Here is a 14,762-nt window from a genome sequence, read left to right as displayed (position 1 = left end):
GGCGGACCGGCCCGCCCCGCATTTCCATCCATCGGCCCAACACCGGCGCGTCCAGCAGGTTCCGGGCCCGCCGGACCGCCAGTCTCGGTCCCTCCGGACGCCCCCCGCGCCCGTCTCACCCGGGGACCCAAGGGAGTCATCATGCGTGTGCTGCTGGTCTCCAGCGCCTTCAACAGCCTCACCCAGCGGATCCAGTGCGAGCTGCGGGAGCGGGGGCACGCGGTAGCCGTCGAGGTGGTCCCCCCGGGCAGTGGTGGAGTGAGCGCCGACGCCGTGGACCGGCACACCCCCGATCTGGTGATCGCCCCGATGCTCACCAGTGCCCTTCCGCGCTCCGTGTGGTCCCGCCACACCTGTCTGATCGTGCATCCGGGGCCACCCGGCGACCGGGGTCCCTCCTCCCTCGACCGGGCGATCCAGGAGGGCCGCAGCCGGTGGGGTGTGACGGTCCTCCAGGCGGTGGAGGAGCTGGACGCGGGCCCGGTGTGGGCGTCGTCCGACTGTGTGCTGCCGGGCACGGGCAAGAGCGACGTCTACCGGGGCGAGATCTCCGACGCCGCCGTACGCGCGGTGTGTTCGGCCGTCGACCGGTTCTCCTCCGGGTGCTTCGTTCCGTACGCTCCGCCGTATCCTGCCGCGCTGCGTCCCCGGCTCGGCCAGCGGGAACGGCGTATCGACTGGTCGGCCGACTCGACGGCGCAGGTGCTGCGCAGACTGCGTGCGGCCGACTCCCGGCCGGGCGTGCTCGACACTCTTCTGGGCGAGGAGATGTTCCTGTGCGGGGGGCATCGGGAGGACGGTCTGAGGGGCCGCCCCGGGGAACTGCTCGCCACCCGCAAGGGCGCGATCTGCCGGGCGACCGCGGACGGGGCCGTGTGGATTCCGGAGCTGCGGCCGCGGCGGGAGGCGGGCGGCCCGCCGACCGTCAGGCTCCCGGCGGTCCAGGCCCTGGGCGAGCGGCTTCCGGCGCAGGTGCCCGAGGTGCCGGAGCCGTGGATGGCGGGTGCCGGCCCCCGGACCTGGACCGACATCCGCTATACGGAGGGAGGCGCCGCGGGATTTCTGCGGTTCTCCTTCCCCGGCGGCGCGATGACCACCGCGCAGTGCCGCCGGCTGCTGTCGGCCTACCGGTTCGCGCTGACCCGCCCGACCGATGTGCTGGTGCTCGGCGGAGCCAGGGACTTCTTCTCGAACGGGATCCACCTCGGGGTGATCGAGGCCGCCGCGGATCCCGCCGCCGAGTCCTGGGAGTGCATCAACGCCATCGACGATCTGGTCGAGGCTGTTCTCACCACGACCGACCGGCTGGTCGTGGCGGCGCTCGCGGGCAACGCGGCGGCGGGCGGCGCGATGCTGGCGCTGGCCGCGGACGAGGTGTGGTGCCGCTCGGGCACGGTGCTCAATCCGCACTACCGGCTGATGGGGCTGTACGGCTCGGAGTACTGGACGTACACCCTGCCGCGCCGGGTGGGGGAGGCGACCGCGCTGCGTCTGACGGACGACGCCCAGCCGGTGGGAGCGGCGGCGGCACTGCGTCTGGGTCTGGTGGACCGGGTCCTGGAGTGCGAGGCGGGTGACTTCGCAGCCGAAACCACTCGATCGGCGCAGGCGCTGGCCTCCTCGGCCCGTCTGAGGACGGCCGTGGGCCGTAAGAAGGCCCGGCGGGAGAGCGATGAGCTGGCCCGGCCGCTGAGCGCGTACCGCGAGGAGGAACTGGAGCGGATGCGGCGGACGTTCTTCGACCCTGGGGCCTCGTACCACGCCCTGAGGTCGGCGTTCGTGCGCAAGCTGCCCCGGCCGGCCCGCTGAGGACCGGGCGCGTGTCCGAATGGTGCGGATCGTTTCCACGTGCAAACCTGCTGACACCGCCTCCGCCAGGAAGGAACGCGCCATGAGCACCGAAGCCGAGGCACCCGCCGCCGTCGAAGAGGTGCACATCCTGTGGACCTCCGAGGGCATGAGCTGTGACGGAGACACGGTCTCGGTCACCGCCGCCTCCCTGCCCAGCATCGAGGACGTCGTCCTCGGCGCCATCCCCGGGCTGCCCAGGGTCGTCCTGCACAACAAGGTCCTCGCCTACGAGACGGGCGACGACTTCATGCGCGCCTTCCACCAGGCGGCCCGTGACGAACTCGGCACCTACGTCCTCGTCGTCGAGGGCTCGATCCCCAACGAGCGGATCAACGGCGACGGCTACTGGGCCGCCATGGGCAACGACCCGGACACCGGGGAACCCATCACCTTCAACGAGTGGATCGACCGGCTGGCGCCCAAGGCGTTCGCGGTCGTCGCCATCGGCACCTGTGCCGCGTACGGCGGTATCCACGCGATGGCGGGCAACCCGACGGGCTCGATGGGCCTCGCGGACTACCTCGGCTGGGACTTCCGGTCCGCCGGAGGGATGCCGATCGTCAATGTGCCGGGCTGCCCGGTCCAGCCGGACAACTTCATGGAGACGGTCACCTGGCTGCTCTACCAGGCCGCCGGAATGGCGCCGCCGCTGCCGCTGGACGAACAGCTGCGCCCGACCTGGCTGTTCGGCAAGACCGTCCACGAGGGCTGCGACCGGGCCGCGTACTACGAGCAGGGCGACTTCGCCAAGGACTACAACTCCCCCAAGTGCCAGGTGAAGATCGGCTGCTGGGGACCCGTCGTCAACTGCAATGTCACCAAGCGCGGCTGGATGGACGGGGTGGGCGGCTGCCCCAACGTCGGCGGTATCTGCATCGGCTGCACCATGCCGGGCTTCCCCGACAAGTTCATGCCCTTCATGGACGAGCCGCCGGGCGGGAGCATCTCCTCCTCGATCCTCGGATCGACGTACGGACCCCTCATCAGGTCCCTGAGGTCGATCACCAACCGCGCGGCGAACCGCGAACCCAAGTGGCGCCACCGGCGGCCGGAGCTGACCTCGGGTTACGCCCCGCGCTGGCCCCGCACCTGAACCACCGGCGCAGATCCGGCGAAAGGAAGCCTCCCTTGTCGAGCGAGACCGTTCCACCCGAGCAGCGCGATCTGACCGAGGTCGCCTTCGATCCCATCACCCGTATCGTCGGCAACCTCGGCATCTACACGAAGATCGACTTCCAGCGCCGGGAGGTCGTGGAGTGCCGCAGCACCTCGTCCATCTTCCGCGGCTACAGCGTCTTCATGAAGGGCAAGGACCCCCGGGACGCCCACTTCATCACCAGCCGTATCTGCGGTATCTGCGGGGACAACCACGCCACCTGCTCGGTCTACGCCCAGAACATGGCCTACGGGGTGAAGCCCCCGCCGCTCGCCGACTGGATCATCAATCTCGGCGAGGCCGCCGAGTACATGTTCGACCACACCATCTTCCAGGACAACATGGTCTTCGTCGACTACTGCGAACGCATGGTCAAGGAGACCAACCCCGGTGTGTGGGAACGCGCCGAACGCACCCCCGCCCCCCGCGGCGACCGGCACGGCCTGCGCACCATCGGCGACATCATGCGCTCGTACAACCCCTTCGAGGGGGCCACGTACAAGGAAGCGCTGGTGATGAGCCGGCTCACCCGGGAGATGATCTGTCTGATGGAGGGCCGGCACGTCCACCCCTCCACGCTCTACCCGGGCGGTGTCGGCACCGTCGCCACACCCCAGGTCTTCACCGACTATCTGGTGCGCCTCACCCGCTGTCTGGACTTCGTCAAGCGGGCCGTCGCCATGAACGACGACGTCTTCGACTTCTTCTACGAGGCCCTGCCCGGGTACGAGGAGGTCGGCCGGCGCCGCACCCTGCTGGGCTGCTGGGGAGCCTTCCAGGACCCCGAGGTCGTCGACTACGACTACCGGACGATGAACACCTGGGGCAACGCCATGTTCGTCACCCCCGGCATCGTTGTGGACAACGAGCTGGTCACCACCGATCTCGTCGACATCAACCTCGGGATGCGCATCCTGCTCGGCAGCTCGTACTACGAGGACTGGACGAACGAGGAGACCTTCGTCGACAAGGACCCCCTCGGCAACCCCGTCGACAAGCGCCACCCCTGGAACCAGACCACCCTGCCCGCACCGCAGAAGCGGGACCTCGACGGCGGCAACTACAGCTGGGTGATGAGCCCGCGCTGGCTCGACCGGCGCTCCGGCGACCATCTGGCGCTCGACACCGGCGGCGGCCCCATCGCCCGGCTGTGGGCCACCGCGCTGGCGGACAAGGTCCGTACCCCGTACGTCCGTTCCACGGGCCACAGCGTCGAGATCGACCTTCCGGCGACCCCCTCCAGCCCCGAGGTCCGGCTGGAGTGGAAGCCGCCGCCCTTCCCCAACACCATCGAGCGCAACCGTGCCCGTATGTACTTCGTCGCCTACGCGGCGGGCATGGCCCTGCACTTCGTCGACAAGGCGCTCGCCGAGGTCCGCGCGGGCCGCACCAAGGTGTTCCAGGACTTCACGGTTCCCGACGAGGGCATCGGCGCCGGTTTCCACGAGGCCGTACGCGGGGTCCTGTCCCACCATCTCGTCATCCGCGACAAGAAGATCGCCAACTACCACCCGTACCCGCCGACGCCCTGGAATGCCAGCCCCCGCGACATGTACGGAACGCCGGGGCCCTACGAGGACGCCGTCCAGGGCTGCCCGATCTTCGAGGAGAACGGGCCGGACGGCTTCAAGGGCATCGACATCATGCGTACGGTGCGCAGCTTCGACCCGTGTCTGCCCTGCGGAGTCCATATGTATCTCGGCGGGGGCCGTACCCTCACCCAGTCCCACTCGCCGACCTTCGGCGCCCTGGCCTGAGGAGGCGGCGATGCCCTGGGACGACGAGGAGGCCCGGCAGGCCGTGCTGCGGTCCGAGGAGATGCTGGCGGGCCTGGAGAACCTGCCCGACAGCACCGCGGCGGCACTGGCCGAAGGCGCCGTGGGCGCCGTGGTGGAGCTGTACGGGCAGTGCCTGGCCAGGGTCATCGGCCATGCGGCACACGACACGGGCCTGCTGCGCCGGCTCGCCGACGACGATCTGGTCGGCCATCTGTTCCTGGTGCACGATCTGCACCCCGACCCGGTGGCACAGCGCGCGGCGGCGGCGCTGGAAGCGGCCCGGCCCCGCCTGGAGCGCGCCGGGATCCTGGACGCGGAGCTGATCGCCGTCGAGGAAGGTGTGGCCCGGGTACGGCTCTCCCGGCGCACGGGATGCGGCTGTTCCTCGTCCGAGCCGCCGGAGACACTGGTGCACGACGCCCTTGTCGGGCGGGCGCCGGAGATCGAACGGGTCGAGGTGGAGACCGCCCCCACCGAGACGCCCCAGGCCCTCATCGCGGTGGACACGCTCTTCCGGGCGGTCTCCCCCTCCTGTGGGAGAAGCGGGTGACCGGCGCACCTCCGGGGCAGGGGACCGGCTCCCGGGGGCGCGGGACCGGTACCCGGGACGGTCGGGGCACCGATACGCCCTTCGCCGCCCGCCGGCTGCGCTCCCTCGCCGCCGGGACCCTGCGGAACGCCCCGATGGCCACGGCTCGGCGGCAGGTGCCCGGGGGCCCGGGTGACCACGCCCAGGAGCACTGCGATCTGTGCTCGGCGCCGCTGGAGGCGGGCCACCGGCATCTGGTGACAGCGGACACGGCCGCGCTGATGTGCGCGTGCCGGGCGTGTTCGCTGCTCTTCGAGCAGACGGACGACGGGCACCACCGTTTCCGGCTGGTTCCCGTGGAGCGCACCCCCCTGACCGGCCCGGCCCTCCCCGAACACGTATGGGCGGGTCTCTCCGTACCGGTCGATCTCGCCTTCTTCACCGTGAGCGGCGCGTCCGGCGGGGTCACCGCCGCCTATCCGAGCCCGCTCGGACTGATGCGCTCCGAAGTCGCCCCCGGCAGCTGGGCGAGGGTGACCGGGTGTCTGCCGGCGCTGGTGACCCTGCGCCCCGACGTGTCGGCGCTGCTGGTCGACCGTGTCCACTCCCCGCACCGCTACTGGCTGGTCCCGGTGGACGACTGCTACCGCCTCGCCGCCCTGGTGCGCGCACACTGGAAGGGTCTGAACGGCGGTCCCGAGGTCTGGCAGCGGGTCGACGGATTCTTCGGCGCGCTCGCCACCGACTCCGTACACCAACCCGAGGAGGCGTCATGGGTATCACCGTAGGCAAGCCGGATGTGACCCCCGACAGGGCCGCGCACGTCAAGGGAGTACGCCGGGGCAACCACCGGGGGCCCATCGAACGGCACCCGGGCCACCGGGGTGACGACACGTCCACCGCCCGCCGCTCGACGGGCATCAACGCCCGTTGCCGCAACCCGGTCATGCGTGACATGCCCAACCTCTCCCCCGCATGACGGCCCCCGCCGCCGGGAGAACGCGCGCGGACGTACCCGAACTGGGCTTCGCCGTCACCGGTCCCCGCCCGGAGGAGTTCGCGGCCGTCCCCACCCTCCGCTTCGACCTCGGCGTCGAGCGGCTCGGCGGCCCGGCGCTGGCCGCGGCGTCACTCACCGTGGACATCCGGATCGATGTGACCCGGCGCGCGTATCCGCCGCGTACCCATCGCGCCCTGGCCGAGATCTTCGGGCTCCCCGGCCAGTGGGCGAGGTCCATGCGCCCGCTGGCCTGGACGCAGATCACGGTGCAGGTCCCGCCGGTCGAGGCCACCGCGCGGCTGCCGCTGACCGTGGGCTGCACGACCGACACCGAACTCGCCGTCACCCGCTATCTGCGTGCCGTGGGGGACGAGCCGGTCCCCCTGGTCTTCCTGTTCACCGGAACCCTCTTCTACCGCCCGGGAACCGCCGCGGGCCCGCTGCTCACGGCACGTGTCCCCTGGACGGCGGAGTGCGACGGCGCCCTGCCCGCGGGCCTGTGGCAGGACCTCGTCCGGCGCTACTACGGCGACGCGCCGTGGCTGCGGCTGACCCGGGAGACCTATGACCGGCTCGACGCCCACCGCGTGCGGCATGTGCTGCCCGGCCCCGAGGCAGCGGTCACCGATCTGATCGACCGATCCGGAGCACCATGACGAACATTGCGGCACCTGTGGACACCATCGCCCGCACCTGCCTCTACGAGGGCTATGTGCTGTGGCCCTACCGGCGTTCGGCCCTCAAGAACACCCAGCGCTGGACCTTCGGCGGGGTCTTCCCCGAGGGCCCTTGCGCGGACGGGCTGGGCGAGCGCTGCGAGACCTCCACACAGGTCCTGTACGAGCATGCCGGCACCGGTGGAGCCGTCACCGTACGGCTGCGGTTTCTGCATGTGGTCGACCGGACGGTCGAGCGCGAGGGCCCCGGCGGGCCGGAGGCCGTCGACAGCCTCACCGTGGACGGCGAGCGCCACACGGCCTGGCAGGAGGCGACCGAGCGGGAGGTGCTGCTGCGGGTGGCCGTCCCGGGCGACGGCGGCTCGGTGCCGGTGCGTATCCCGGCCGGCAGCGCCGGCGAGGACGTCCTGGACGCCTCCGGCCGCCGGGCCGGCCGTGTCGTGCGGAGCTGGTCGGGGCTGACGGGTGTCCTCGGCGTCGCCGTGACCCCCGTCGGCACCGGCACACACCGGCTGACGGTCACCGCCCGCAACACCACCTCCTGCCCGGCCCCCGACCGGGAGGACCGGCGCTCCCGGGAGCGTGCCTCGGCGTACGCCTTCGCCTCGACCCATCTGATCCTGCACAGCGACGACGGCCGCTTCCTCTCGCCCGTCGACCCGCCGGAGCGGCTGCGCGAGGCGTCCGCCGCCTGCGCCCACTCCGGGCTCTGGCCCGTACTGGCGGGCGAGGAGGGCGGGGGACGTACGTCGTCCACCGTGCTGGCCTCCCCCATCACCCTCTACGACTTCCCCGCCGTGGCACCGGAGAGCCCCGGCGATCTGTTCGACGGCACCGAGATCGACCAGCTCCTCGTCCTCGGGGTGCTGAGCATGCCGGAGGAGGAACTCGCCGAGGCCCGTGCCTGCGATCCGCTGGTCCGCGAGACCCTGGACCGCTGTGCCGCGCTCGGCCCGGCTGACATGGGCGCCCTCCACGGGGCCATCAGGGAGTTCCGCCCGGTGGGCGCGGCCGGGGTCCGGCGGACACGGGAGGGCCGGTGAAGCACCCGGACTTCACGGAGACCGACGGCGGGGCCCGTCCGTCCGTGGTCGTGGTGGACGGTGTGCCGCTGCGCCGGGGCAGCCGGGTGCGGCTGAAGCCGTCCCGCTCGGCGGACATCCTCGATCTCGCGCTCACCGGCCGGGAGGCGCAGATCGACTCCGTCGAGGAGGACTTCGAGGGCCAGGTCCATGTGGCGGTCCTGGTCAGCGACGACCCGGGGCGCGATCTGGGTGCCAGCGGGAAGATCGGGCACCGCTTCTTCTTCACACCGGACGAGGTGGAGCCCCTGGACGGGCTCACGGGCGCCCGGCCCGCCCGTGTCCTGGTCGCGGGTATCGGCAATATGTTCATGGCCGACGACGGGTTCGGACCGGAGCTGATCGAGGCGCTGCGCGGCTGGCGGCCGCCCGCCGGGGTCGATGTGGTGGACTTCGGCATCCGGGGCATGGACCTCGCCTACCGGCTCCTGGACGGCTACACGGCCTGTGTGCTGGTGGACGCGATGCCGCGCGGTGAGGCGCCCGGCACCCTCACGGTCATCGAACCCGAGGTCCCGGCCGAGGACACGGCGCCCGCGGGCCACGGCATGGACCCGGTGAAGGTTCTCGCCCTGGCCCGCGGTATCGCTGAGGGGCCGCTTCCCCGGATCCTGCTGATCGGGTGCGAGCCGCTGGTCCGTATGCGCGGGGACGAGACCGATGTGGTGGTGGGGCTGAGCGAGCCGGTACGGGAGGCGGTCGGCCGCGCGGTCCCGCTGCTGACGTCGCTCGTGAGTGAACTGCTCAACGACCCTGAAGAATCGATCGAGGAAGGCTGACGTTATGAGACACGGCATCTTCATTCCCGCCAGGGTGGTACGGATCGCCGTCGGGATCGTCACGGTCGCCGTGGCGGCCGTGGTCGTCGCGGAACTCCCCGAGGCGTGGCGCTACTACAAGATGGAGACCATGTGACCACTCCGCGGGTGCCCTCGGCCACGGTCCGGCCGGTCCGGCCGGTCCGGTGACCGGGGCACCGGCGGCCGTCGGCTCCTGAACGCCTGAGTGCGACGCGGGCGCCGACGTCACGGGAAGGGGGCCCCGGCCGGGGGCGCGGACTCCCGGGCCGAGGGGGCGCGTGGCTCCGGCCTCCGGGGACGTACGGCTGTGGCATCAGGGGACGTACGGTGTGGCATCAGGGATGCGGCGCTCCGCCGGGTCGCGGCCGGATCGGGCGGGCCCGGGGCTCGAGAGCGCCTCGGAACGCGGGCACGCCCGGTCGGCGCACGGTCATCACCGTCTGAGCCGTCCCGCGCCGCGGCCCGTCAGCGCACCGTCCGGCCCGCACGCCGGAGATTAGCTCTCCGACAGAGATAATATGGAACATATGCCGAATAACGGGCCCAACAATGGGCTCGCTGGCGGGCTCGGTATCGGGCTCGCCGAGGAGTTGGGAGAGCTGCTGGTCGGCGTGAACCGGCTGGCGCGCCGGAAGCTGCGCGGCGGTCTGGCCGGCCCGCCCCTCCCGGTGGCCCAGGCCGAACTGCTGCGGCTGGTCCAGTCGTACCCCGGCATCCGTGTGTCGGCGGCGGCGCGGGAGCTGCGGCTCGCGGGCAACTCGGTCTCGACCCTGGTCCGGCGACTCGGCGATCTCGGCCTGCTGGCCAGGGAACCCGATCCGCTGGACCGCCGCGCGGCGCGGCTGCGCGTCACACCCGAGGCCGCCCGCCGGCTGCGGGACTGGGACGACCGGCGGGCCGCGCTCTACCGGGAGCAGTGGCAGCGGCTGGCCCCCGGGGACCGGACCGCGCTGGCCGCCGCCCTGCCCGCGCTGCACCGGCTCGCGGCACAGCTCGGAGGGGAAACGCTCTCGGATACGGGGAAGTGACCCGGACATGACCAACAGTGCCATCGAGTGCACCGGACTCGTCTACCGGTTCGGCGCCACCCTCGCCGTGGACGATGTGGAGTTCACGGTCACCGCGGGCGAGGTCTTCGGACTGCTCGGACCCAACGGCGCGGGCAAGACCACCACGATCAGGGCCATCACCACACTGCTTCCCGTCCCCTCCGGGATGGTCCGGGTCTTCGGGCACGACGCGACCAGGGAGAAGATGGCCGTACGGAGGCTGCTCGGCTATGTCCCGCAGCAGCTCTCGGCGGACGCGGCCCTCACCGGACGGGAGAACGTCACCCTGTTCGCCCGGGTGTACGACGTACCGCGCCGGGAACGCCCCCCTCGGGTCGCCCGTGCCCTGGGCGCCGTCGGTCTCGACGAAGCGGCCGACCGCATGGTGAGCACCTACTCCGGCGGAATGGTCCGCCGTCTGGAACTCGCGCAGGCCCTGGTCAGTTCGCCCCGGCTGCTGATCCTGGACGAACCGACCATCGGCCTCGATCCCATCGGCCGGACCGGTGTCTGGGAGCGTCTCAACGAGGTGCGGACGGCCACCGGAATGACCGTGATGGTCACCACCCACTACATGGACGAGGCCGACCAGTACTGCGACCGCGTCGCCCTGATGCACCGGGGGAGGATCCGCGCGCTCGGCACCCCGGAGCGCCTCAAGTCCCGGCTGGACCGCGCGGACCCGGCGGCCGAGCCGTCCACTCTGGAGGACGTCTTCCGCCACTACGCGGGCAGCGACCTCGACGACGACCACACGGGAGGCGAATTCCGCGATGTGCGCGCTACGCGTCGCACGGCGTCCCGCCTCGGCTGAACCGGACGTTCTGCCCGTCGCACCTTCCCGGGTACGCACCGGCTGGGCGGTCCTGCCCGCACGGGTGGCGGCGATGTGTGCGGTGGAACTCCAAAAGCTCCGCCATGACCGAACCGAGCTGTACACCCGGGCGATACAGCCCGCGCTCTGGCTGCTGATCTTCGGCGAGACCTTCACCCGGATCGGCGCGATCCCGACCGGGAACGTCCCCTACCTGGACTTCCTCGCTCCGGGGATCATCGCCCAGTCCGCCATGTTCATCGCCATCTTCTACGGCATCCAGATCATCTGGGAACGTGACGCGGGGGTGCTCAACAAACTTCTCGTCACCCCCACTCCACGAGCCGCGCTCGTCACCGGGAAGGCGTTCGCCGCCGGAGTGAAGGCGCTGATCCAGGCCTTGGTGGTGATTCTCATCGCCGCCGCGCTCGGTGTGGCACTCACCTGGAATCCACTGCGCCTGGCGGGAGTGGCGCTGGTGGTGGTGCTCGGCTCGGCGTTCTTCGCCTGTCTGTCGATGAGCATCGCGGGTGTGGTGCTCACCCGGGACCGGCTGATGGGCATCGGCCAGGCGATCACCATGCCGCTGTTCTTCGCCTCCAACGCGCTCTACCCGGTCGCGCTGATGCCGGGCTGGCTCCAGGCCGTCAGCCTGGGCAACCCGCTGAGCTACGAGGTCGACGCACTGCGGGGCCTGCTCATCGGCACCCCGGCGCATCTGCCGCTGGACTTCGGCGTGCTGGCCTTCGCGGCACTGGTGGGCATCTGCTCGGCCTCGGCACTGATGGGGCGCCTCGCCCGCTGAGCCGGCGGAGCCGGCCGAGAACCGGACTCCGGCTCTGTGCCCCGGGGCTGCGCTCTGCTCCCCCGTCGGGCGAGGACGCGACGGCGGAACGAGGAAGCCGGTGGGCGTCCGGGCACCAGGCCCCGCCCCCGGTGAAGGACGGCCGTCGACACATCACTTGTGCCGTACACGCCGGGCCGCCTCCATACGCCGTCATCCGCCGCCGTAGGCCGTCCTTCGCCGCCGTCTCCGTGGTTCCACCGTCCCGGGGCAGGTGTCGGCGCCCTCACCGGTGATTCCCCGGCGGGCCCTCGGCGGATTCCCGTCGTGCCGCGGCGACCGCCCCGCGATGCTCCATGACCCAGTCGGCGAGCGCGGAGAGCGGCTCCAGCAGCGAGCGTCCGAGCGGGGTGAGGCTGTACTCGACGCCCGGCGGCACGGTGGGAAAGACCTCCCGGTGGACCAGTCCATCGTTCTCCAGGCCGCGCAGCGTACGGGTCAGCATGCGCTGGCTGATGGTCTCGATCCCCCGGTGGAGTTCATTGAACCGGTACGGGCGTCTGCCGAGCAGCACGATCACAAGGATCGACCATTTGTCGCCGACGCGTCGAAGGACATCGGTGACCGGGCACTGCTCGTACTCGTCCGCGGGAACCGGACTCGGCAGTGGCGCGCCGAGCAGGGAGGGCACATCCGTGTGCGCACCGGACATCAAAGTGCGTCCTTCCGCGGAGCGGGGTGGTTGTCGATGATTTTAAGGCGCACTGACGGTTACCACCGAGGAGCACGATGTCCCCCGTTCCCACTGATCCCGGCCACCCCCGTCCAGGACGGCGACGCGTTGTGGTCGTCAGCGGCGGTACCGACGGCATGGGCCGTGCCCTGGCCCTCGCTCGCGCGGAGCGCGGCGACCGCGTCGTCGTCCTCGGCAGCAACCACGGCAAAGGGCGCCGGCTCCTCGCCGACGCCGAGCGGCTCGGCATGCCGGGCCGGATCGACTTCCTCCAGGCCGATCTGTCCAGCATCACCGGGACGCGGTCCGCGATCGACCGGATCGCCGAGCGCCATCAGGTCGTCGACGCGCTCGGCCTCTTCGCGAATCGGCAGGCGACCCAGCGCGTCGTCACCCCCGAGGGGCTGGAGAAGACCTTCGCGCTGTACTACCTCAGCCGCTATCTGCTCGGCCACGGCCTCACTCCCCTGCTGCGCCGCAGCGCCACCCCCGTGATCGTCAACGTCGCCGGCACCGGCGTCGTGAAGGGCCGGATCCACTGGGACGATCTGCAACTGGAGCGCCGCTACAGCACGATCACCGCCCAGCTCCAGGCCGGTCGCGCCAACGACCTGCTCGGCGTCGCCTTCGCCGCCCGGCCCGACAACGGCCCGATCCGGTATGTGCTCTACCACCCCGGCTTCACCAGGAGCGGTGACCTCGGCCCGCTTCCCGCACCGGTCCGCGCGCTGCTCCGCGTGGCAGCGCGTCTCGCCGCCCGCCCCGTCGAGCAATCCATCGCGCCCGTCCACGACTTCATCGACCACCCGCCCGAAGCGCCTCTCACCGCGATCGACCGCGACAAGCCCGTCCGGCTCACCCTCAAGACCCTCGATCCCGGCGACGCTGAACGACTCGCCGAGGCGACCGGCACACTTCTCCACACGGCTGGGCACGGCTGAGCACCCGGGACCGGGGGTGCCCCGCACCCGGGGGCCGGGCGCCTGGCGCGATGTCACACCCGGGCCCCGCCCGGGACAGCGGCCTTGGGGACCGGCGGGACAGCCGGTAACGCCCATCAGGTTCACACCTGGACCGGGTTCCTGGACGCCTTCGTGCACCTGAACGCTCTGTGCGCCCGGGCGGTGGCTGAACCCGTGTGCGGGACCTGAACGCCTCGGTCGTCGTCCTGCTCGTGCCGGAGGCATGCACCCGGATCATCGGGACCGGACGGACAGCCGTACCCGGGAAGCCGGCCGCCGACCGGCGGGAGCGGGGCGCAGGGCCCCCGGCAACTCCGGCAGCGGGGGGGGCGGATGAGGCTCCGTCGCTCCGCGCCTACACCGAACCGCCGCTCAGGACGCGATCGAGTGCGGCCCGGCCCGCGGGGCCCCATGCCGGTTTGCCGCCGGGAAGGCCCCGGTCGCCGTTCTGGCCCATGAGCATGAGGAACAGGCTCTTCAGGGCGGCCAGACCGCGGGCGCGCCGGATCGTCCCCTCGTCCGCCCGCGCGTACGCGGCGAAGAAGGGTGAGGCGGCGCCGGCGGGAAGGATGACCCAGGCGGCCGCGAGGTCCCAGGCCGGATCGCCGGCGAACAGATCACCGAAGTCGATCACGCCCGAGAGCGTCCCGTCCGTGACGACGACGTTCGCGGGATGCAGATCGCCGTGCACCCAGAGCGGCGGTCCCTCCCACTCGGGTGCCGCGACGGCGTCGTCCCAGACGGCCCGGACGTCATCGGCGAGGCCGTCGGGGACGACGGCGCGGAAGAAGTGGTCGAAGCCGTCCGTGCACTTCTTGGGGTGGTCTCCGCGGTCCTCGCTGATCGGCGCGTCCTCGGGCGCCTCCACGTGGAGTGCCTTGAGGAAGCCCGCCAGCGTTTCGGCGGCGTGATCGCCGCGGCTGATGGAGGTACGGTCCAGCGGCTCGCCGGGGACCCACGTCATGATGGTCCACGGCTTCGGGAAGCGCGGGGACGGTTCACCGATCCGTACGGGACCGGGGACCGGAAGCGGCAGGCGCGGGGCCAGGACGGGCAGCCACCGGCGCTCCTTGCGCAGGAGGTCCGGGGCACCTTCCGTACGCGGCATGCGCACAGCCAGGTCGTCCCCGAGGCGCCACATCTGGTTCCCCCACCCGCCCGCTACTTCGCGGACGGCCAGTACTGCGAGGTCCGGATGCTGCTCCCGCAGCAGGTCACGGACCAGGTCTGCGGTGATCTCGATCTCGGAGCCGGTCATGCGAAGTCACACTACCGAAGGCGGGATTCCGGCTTCACGGGTGATCCGCGACCGGTCGGCCGCCTGAGCCCACGACCGAGAGCGGTGGCTCGACGACCAAGAACAGGGAGTCGGGGTTGGCCGACAGGTCCTGGAAGCCGTCCGGGAACAGTTCGCGGGCGGCCCGTTCGGGCCCCGGCGCGCCGATGGCGCGGAGACGGAAGCCGGCGCCGGTGAAGGCACCGGTCATCGCGTGCAACGGCCTGCGCCACAACGTCGTCGGCACAGAGTGCCCGTTGAGGGGCCAGAG

Annotated in this window: 17 protein-coding genes; 14 read left to right on the top strand and 3 right to left on the bottom strand. The window is 71.6% G+C overall.

Annotated features, from left to right (window positions below):
* Positions 1 to 141 precede the first annotated feature (141 nt).
* The 13 genes from ACIBCM_RS04755 to ACIBCM_RS04695 all read left to right on the top strand — a co-directional run bounded on the left by ACIBCM_RS04755 (position 142) and on the right by ACIBCM_RS04695 (position 11,541).
* A complete protein-coding gene (locus tag ACIBCM_RS04755; protein ID WP_399240206.1) occupies positions 142 to 1,809 on the top strand; it encodes a hydrogenase maturation protein in 1,668 nt (555 codons plus the stop codon).
* Positions 1,810 to 1,891: 82 nt separating this feature from the next.
* Entirely contained in the window at positions 1,892 to 2,944 is a 1,053-nt protein-coding gene (locus ACIBCM_RS04750) for a hydrogenase expression protein HypE (RefSeq protein ID WP_399240204.1), read from the top strand.
* A gap of 35 nt (positions 2,945 to 2,979) precedes the next feature.
* Positions 2,980 to 4,764, top strand: coding sequence for a nickel-dependent hydrogenase large subunit (locus ACIBCM_RS04745; protein ID WP_399240202.1), 1,785 nt, complete (start codon positions 2,980 to 2,982; stop codon positions 4,762 to 4,764).
* Positions 4,765 to 4,774: 10 nt separating this feature from the next.
* On the top strand, positions 4,775 to 5,335 hold the full coding sequence (locus ACIBCM_RS04740; RefSeq protein WP_399240200.1) for a NifU family protein: 561 nt from the start codon (positions 4,775 to 4,777) through the stop codon (positions 5,333 to 5,335).
* Complete coding sequence (locus ACIBCM_RS04735) at positions 5,332 to 6,102, top strand: DUF5947 family protein (RefSeq protein WP_399240197.1); 771 nt, start codon at positions 5,332 to 5,334, stop codon at positions 6,100 to 6,102. The genes ACIBCM_RS04740 and ACIBCM_RS04735 overlap by 4 nt, the downstream gene beginning before the upstream one ends.
* Positions 6,087 to 6,293, top strand: a complete 207-nt coding sequence (locus tag ACIBCM_RS04730; RefSeq protein ID WP_399240195.1) for a hypothetical protein — start codon at positions 6,087 to 6,089, stop codon at positions 6,291 to 6,293. Before ACIBCM_RS04735 ends, ACIBCM_RS04730 begins: the two co-directional genes overlap by 16 nt.
* A complete protein-coding gene (locus ACIBCM_RS04725) occupies positions 6,290 to 6,970 on the top strand; it encodes a DUF6084 family protein (protein WP_399240193.1) in 681 nt (226 codons plus the stop codon). The genes ACIBCM_RS04730 and ACIBCM_RS04725 overlap by 4 nt, the downstream gene beginning before the upstream one ends.
* Positions 6,967 to 8,034 (top strand): hypothetical protein, encoded by a 1,068-nt coding sequence (locus tag ACIBCM_RS04720; protein ID WP_399240191.1) that lies wholly within the window; start codon positions 6,967 to 6,969, stop codon positions 8,032 to 8,034. Before ACIBCM_RS04725 ends, ACIBCM_RS04720 begins: the two co-directional genes overlap by 4 nt.
* On the top strand, positions 8,031 to 8,852 hold the full coding sequence (locus ACIBCM_RS04715) for a hydrogenase maturation protease (protein WP_399240189.1): 822 nt from the start codon (positions 8,031 to 8,033) through the stop codon (positions 8,850 to 8,852). The genes ACIBCM_RS04720 and ACIBCM_RS04715 overlap by 4 nt, the downstream gene beginning before the upstream one ends.
* 4 nt (positions 8,853 to 8,856) lie before the next feature.
* Positions 8,857 to 8,988 (top strand): DUF6893 family small protein, encoded by a 132-nt coding sequence (locus tag ACIBCM_RS04710; RefSeq protein ID WP_399240187.1) that lies wholly within the window; start codon positions 8,857 to 8,859, stop codon positions 8,986 to 8,988.
* A gap of 412 nt (positions 8,989 to 9,400) precedes the next feature.
* Positions 9,401 to 9,901: a MarR family winged helix-turn-helix transcriptional regulator gene (locus tag ACIBCM_RS04705; RefSeq protein WP_399240185.1), complete on the top strand. Its 501-nt coding sequence runs from the start codon at positions 9,401 to 9,403 to the stop codon at positions 9,899 to 9,901.
* A gap of 7 nt (positions 9,902 to 9,908) precedes the next feature.
* A complete protein-coding gene (locus tag ACIBCM_RS04700; RefSeq protein ID WP_399240183.1) occupies positions 9,909 to 10,736 on the top strand; it encodes an ABC transporter ATP-binding protein in 828 nt (275 codons plus the stop codon).
* The gene (locus tag ACIBCM_RS04695) at positions 10,696 to 11,541 is read left to right on the top strand and encodes an ABC transporter permease (RefSeq protein WP_399240181.1); all 846 of its coding nucleotides are present in this window, start codon (positions 10,696 to 10,698) and stop codon (positions 11,539 to 11,541) included. Before ACIBCM_RS04700 ends, ACIBCM_RS04695 begins: the two co-directional genes overlap by 41 nt.
* Before the next feature lie 265 nt (positions 11,542 to 11,806).
* On the opposite strand, the gene ACIBCM_RS04690 is transcribed toward ACIBCM_RS04695, so the two are convergent.
* Complete coding sequence (locus ACIBCM_RS04690; protein ID WP_399240179.1) at positions 11,807 to 12,232, bottom strand: winged helix-turn-helix transcriptional regulator; 426 nt, start codon at positions 12,230 to 12,232, stop codon at positions 11,807 to 11,809.
* A gap of 131 nt (positions 12,233 to 12,363) precedes the next feature.
* Here ACIBCM_RS04690 and ACIBCM_RS04685 point away from each other — a divergent pair, with 131 nt between their 5' ends.
* On the top strand, positions 12,364 to 13,194 hold the full coding sequence (locus ACIBCM_RS04685; protein ID WP_399240177.1) for an SDR family NAD(P)-dependent oxidoreductase: 831 nt from the start codon (positions 12,364 to 12,366) through the stop codon (positions 13,192 to 13,194).
* Between the two features lie 376 nt (positions 13,195 to 13,570).
* Here ACIBCM_RS04685 and ACIBCM_RS04680 read toward each other — a convergent pair whose 3' ends face one another.
* Entirely contained in the window at positions 13,571 to 14,473 is a 903-nt protein-coding gene (locus ACIBCM_RS04680; protein ID WP_399240175.1) for an aminoglycoside phosphotransferase family protein, read from the bottom strand.
* Positions 14,474 to 14,507: 34 nt separating this feature from the next.
* Positions 14,508 to 14,738 (bottom strand): hypothetical protein, encoded by a 231-nt coding sequence (locus ACIBCM_RS04675; protein WP_399240173.1) that lies wholly within the window; start codon positions 14,736 to 14,738, stop codon positions 14,508 to 14,510.
* Positions 14,739 to 14,762: the final 24 nt, after the last annotated feature.

The organism is Streptomyces sp. NPDC051018 (genome assembly GCF_044456085.1).
Lineage (GTDB): Bacteria > Actinomycetota > Actinomycetes > Streptomycetales > Streptomycetaceae > Streptomyces.
This window is presented reverse-complemented; position numbering and strand designations above follow the sequence as displayed.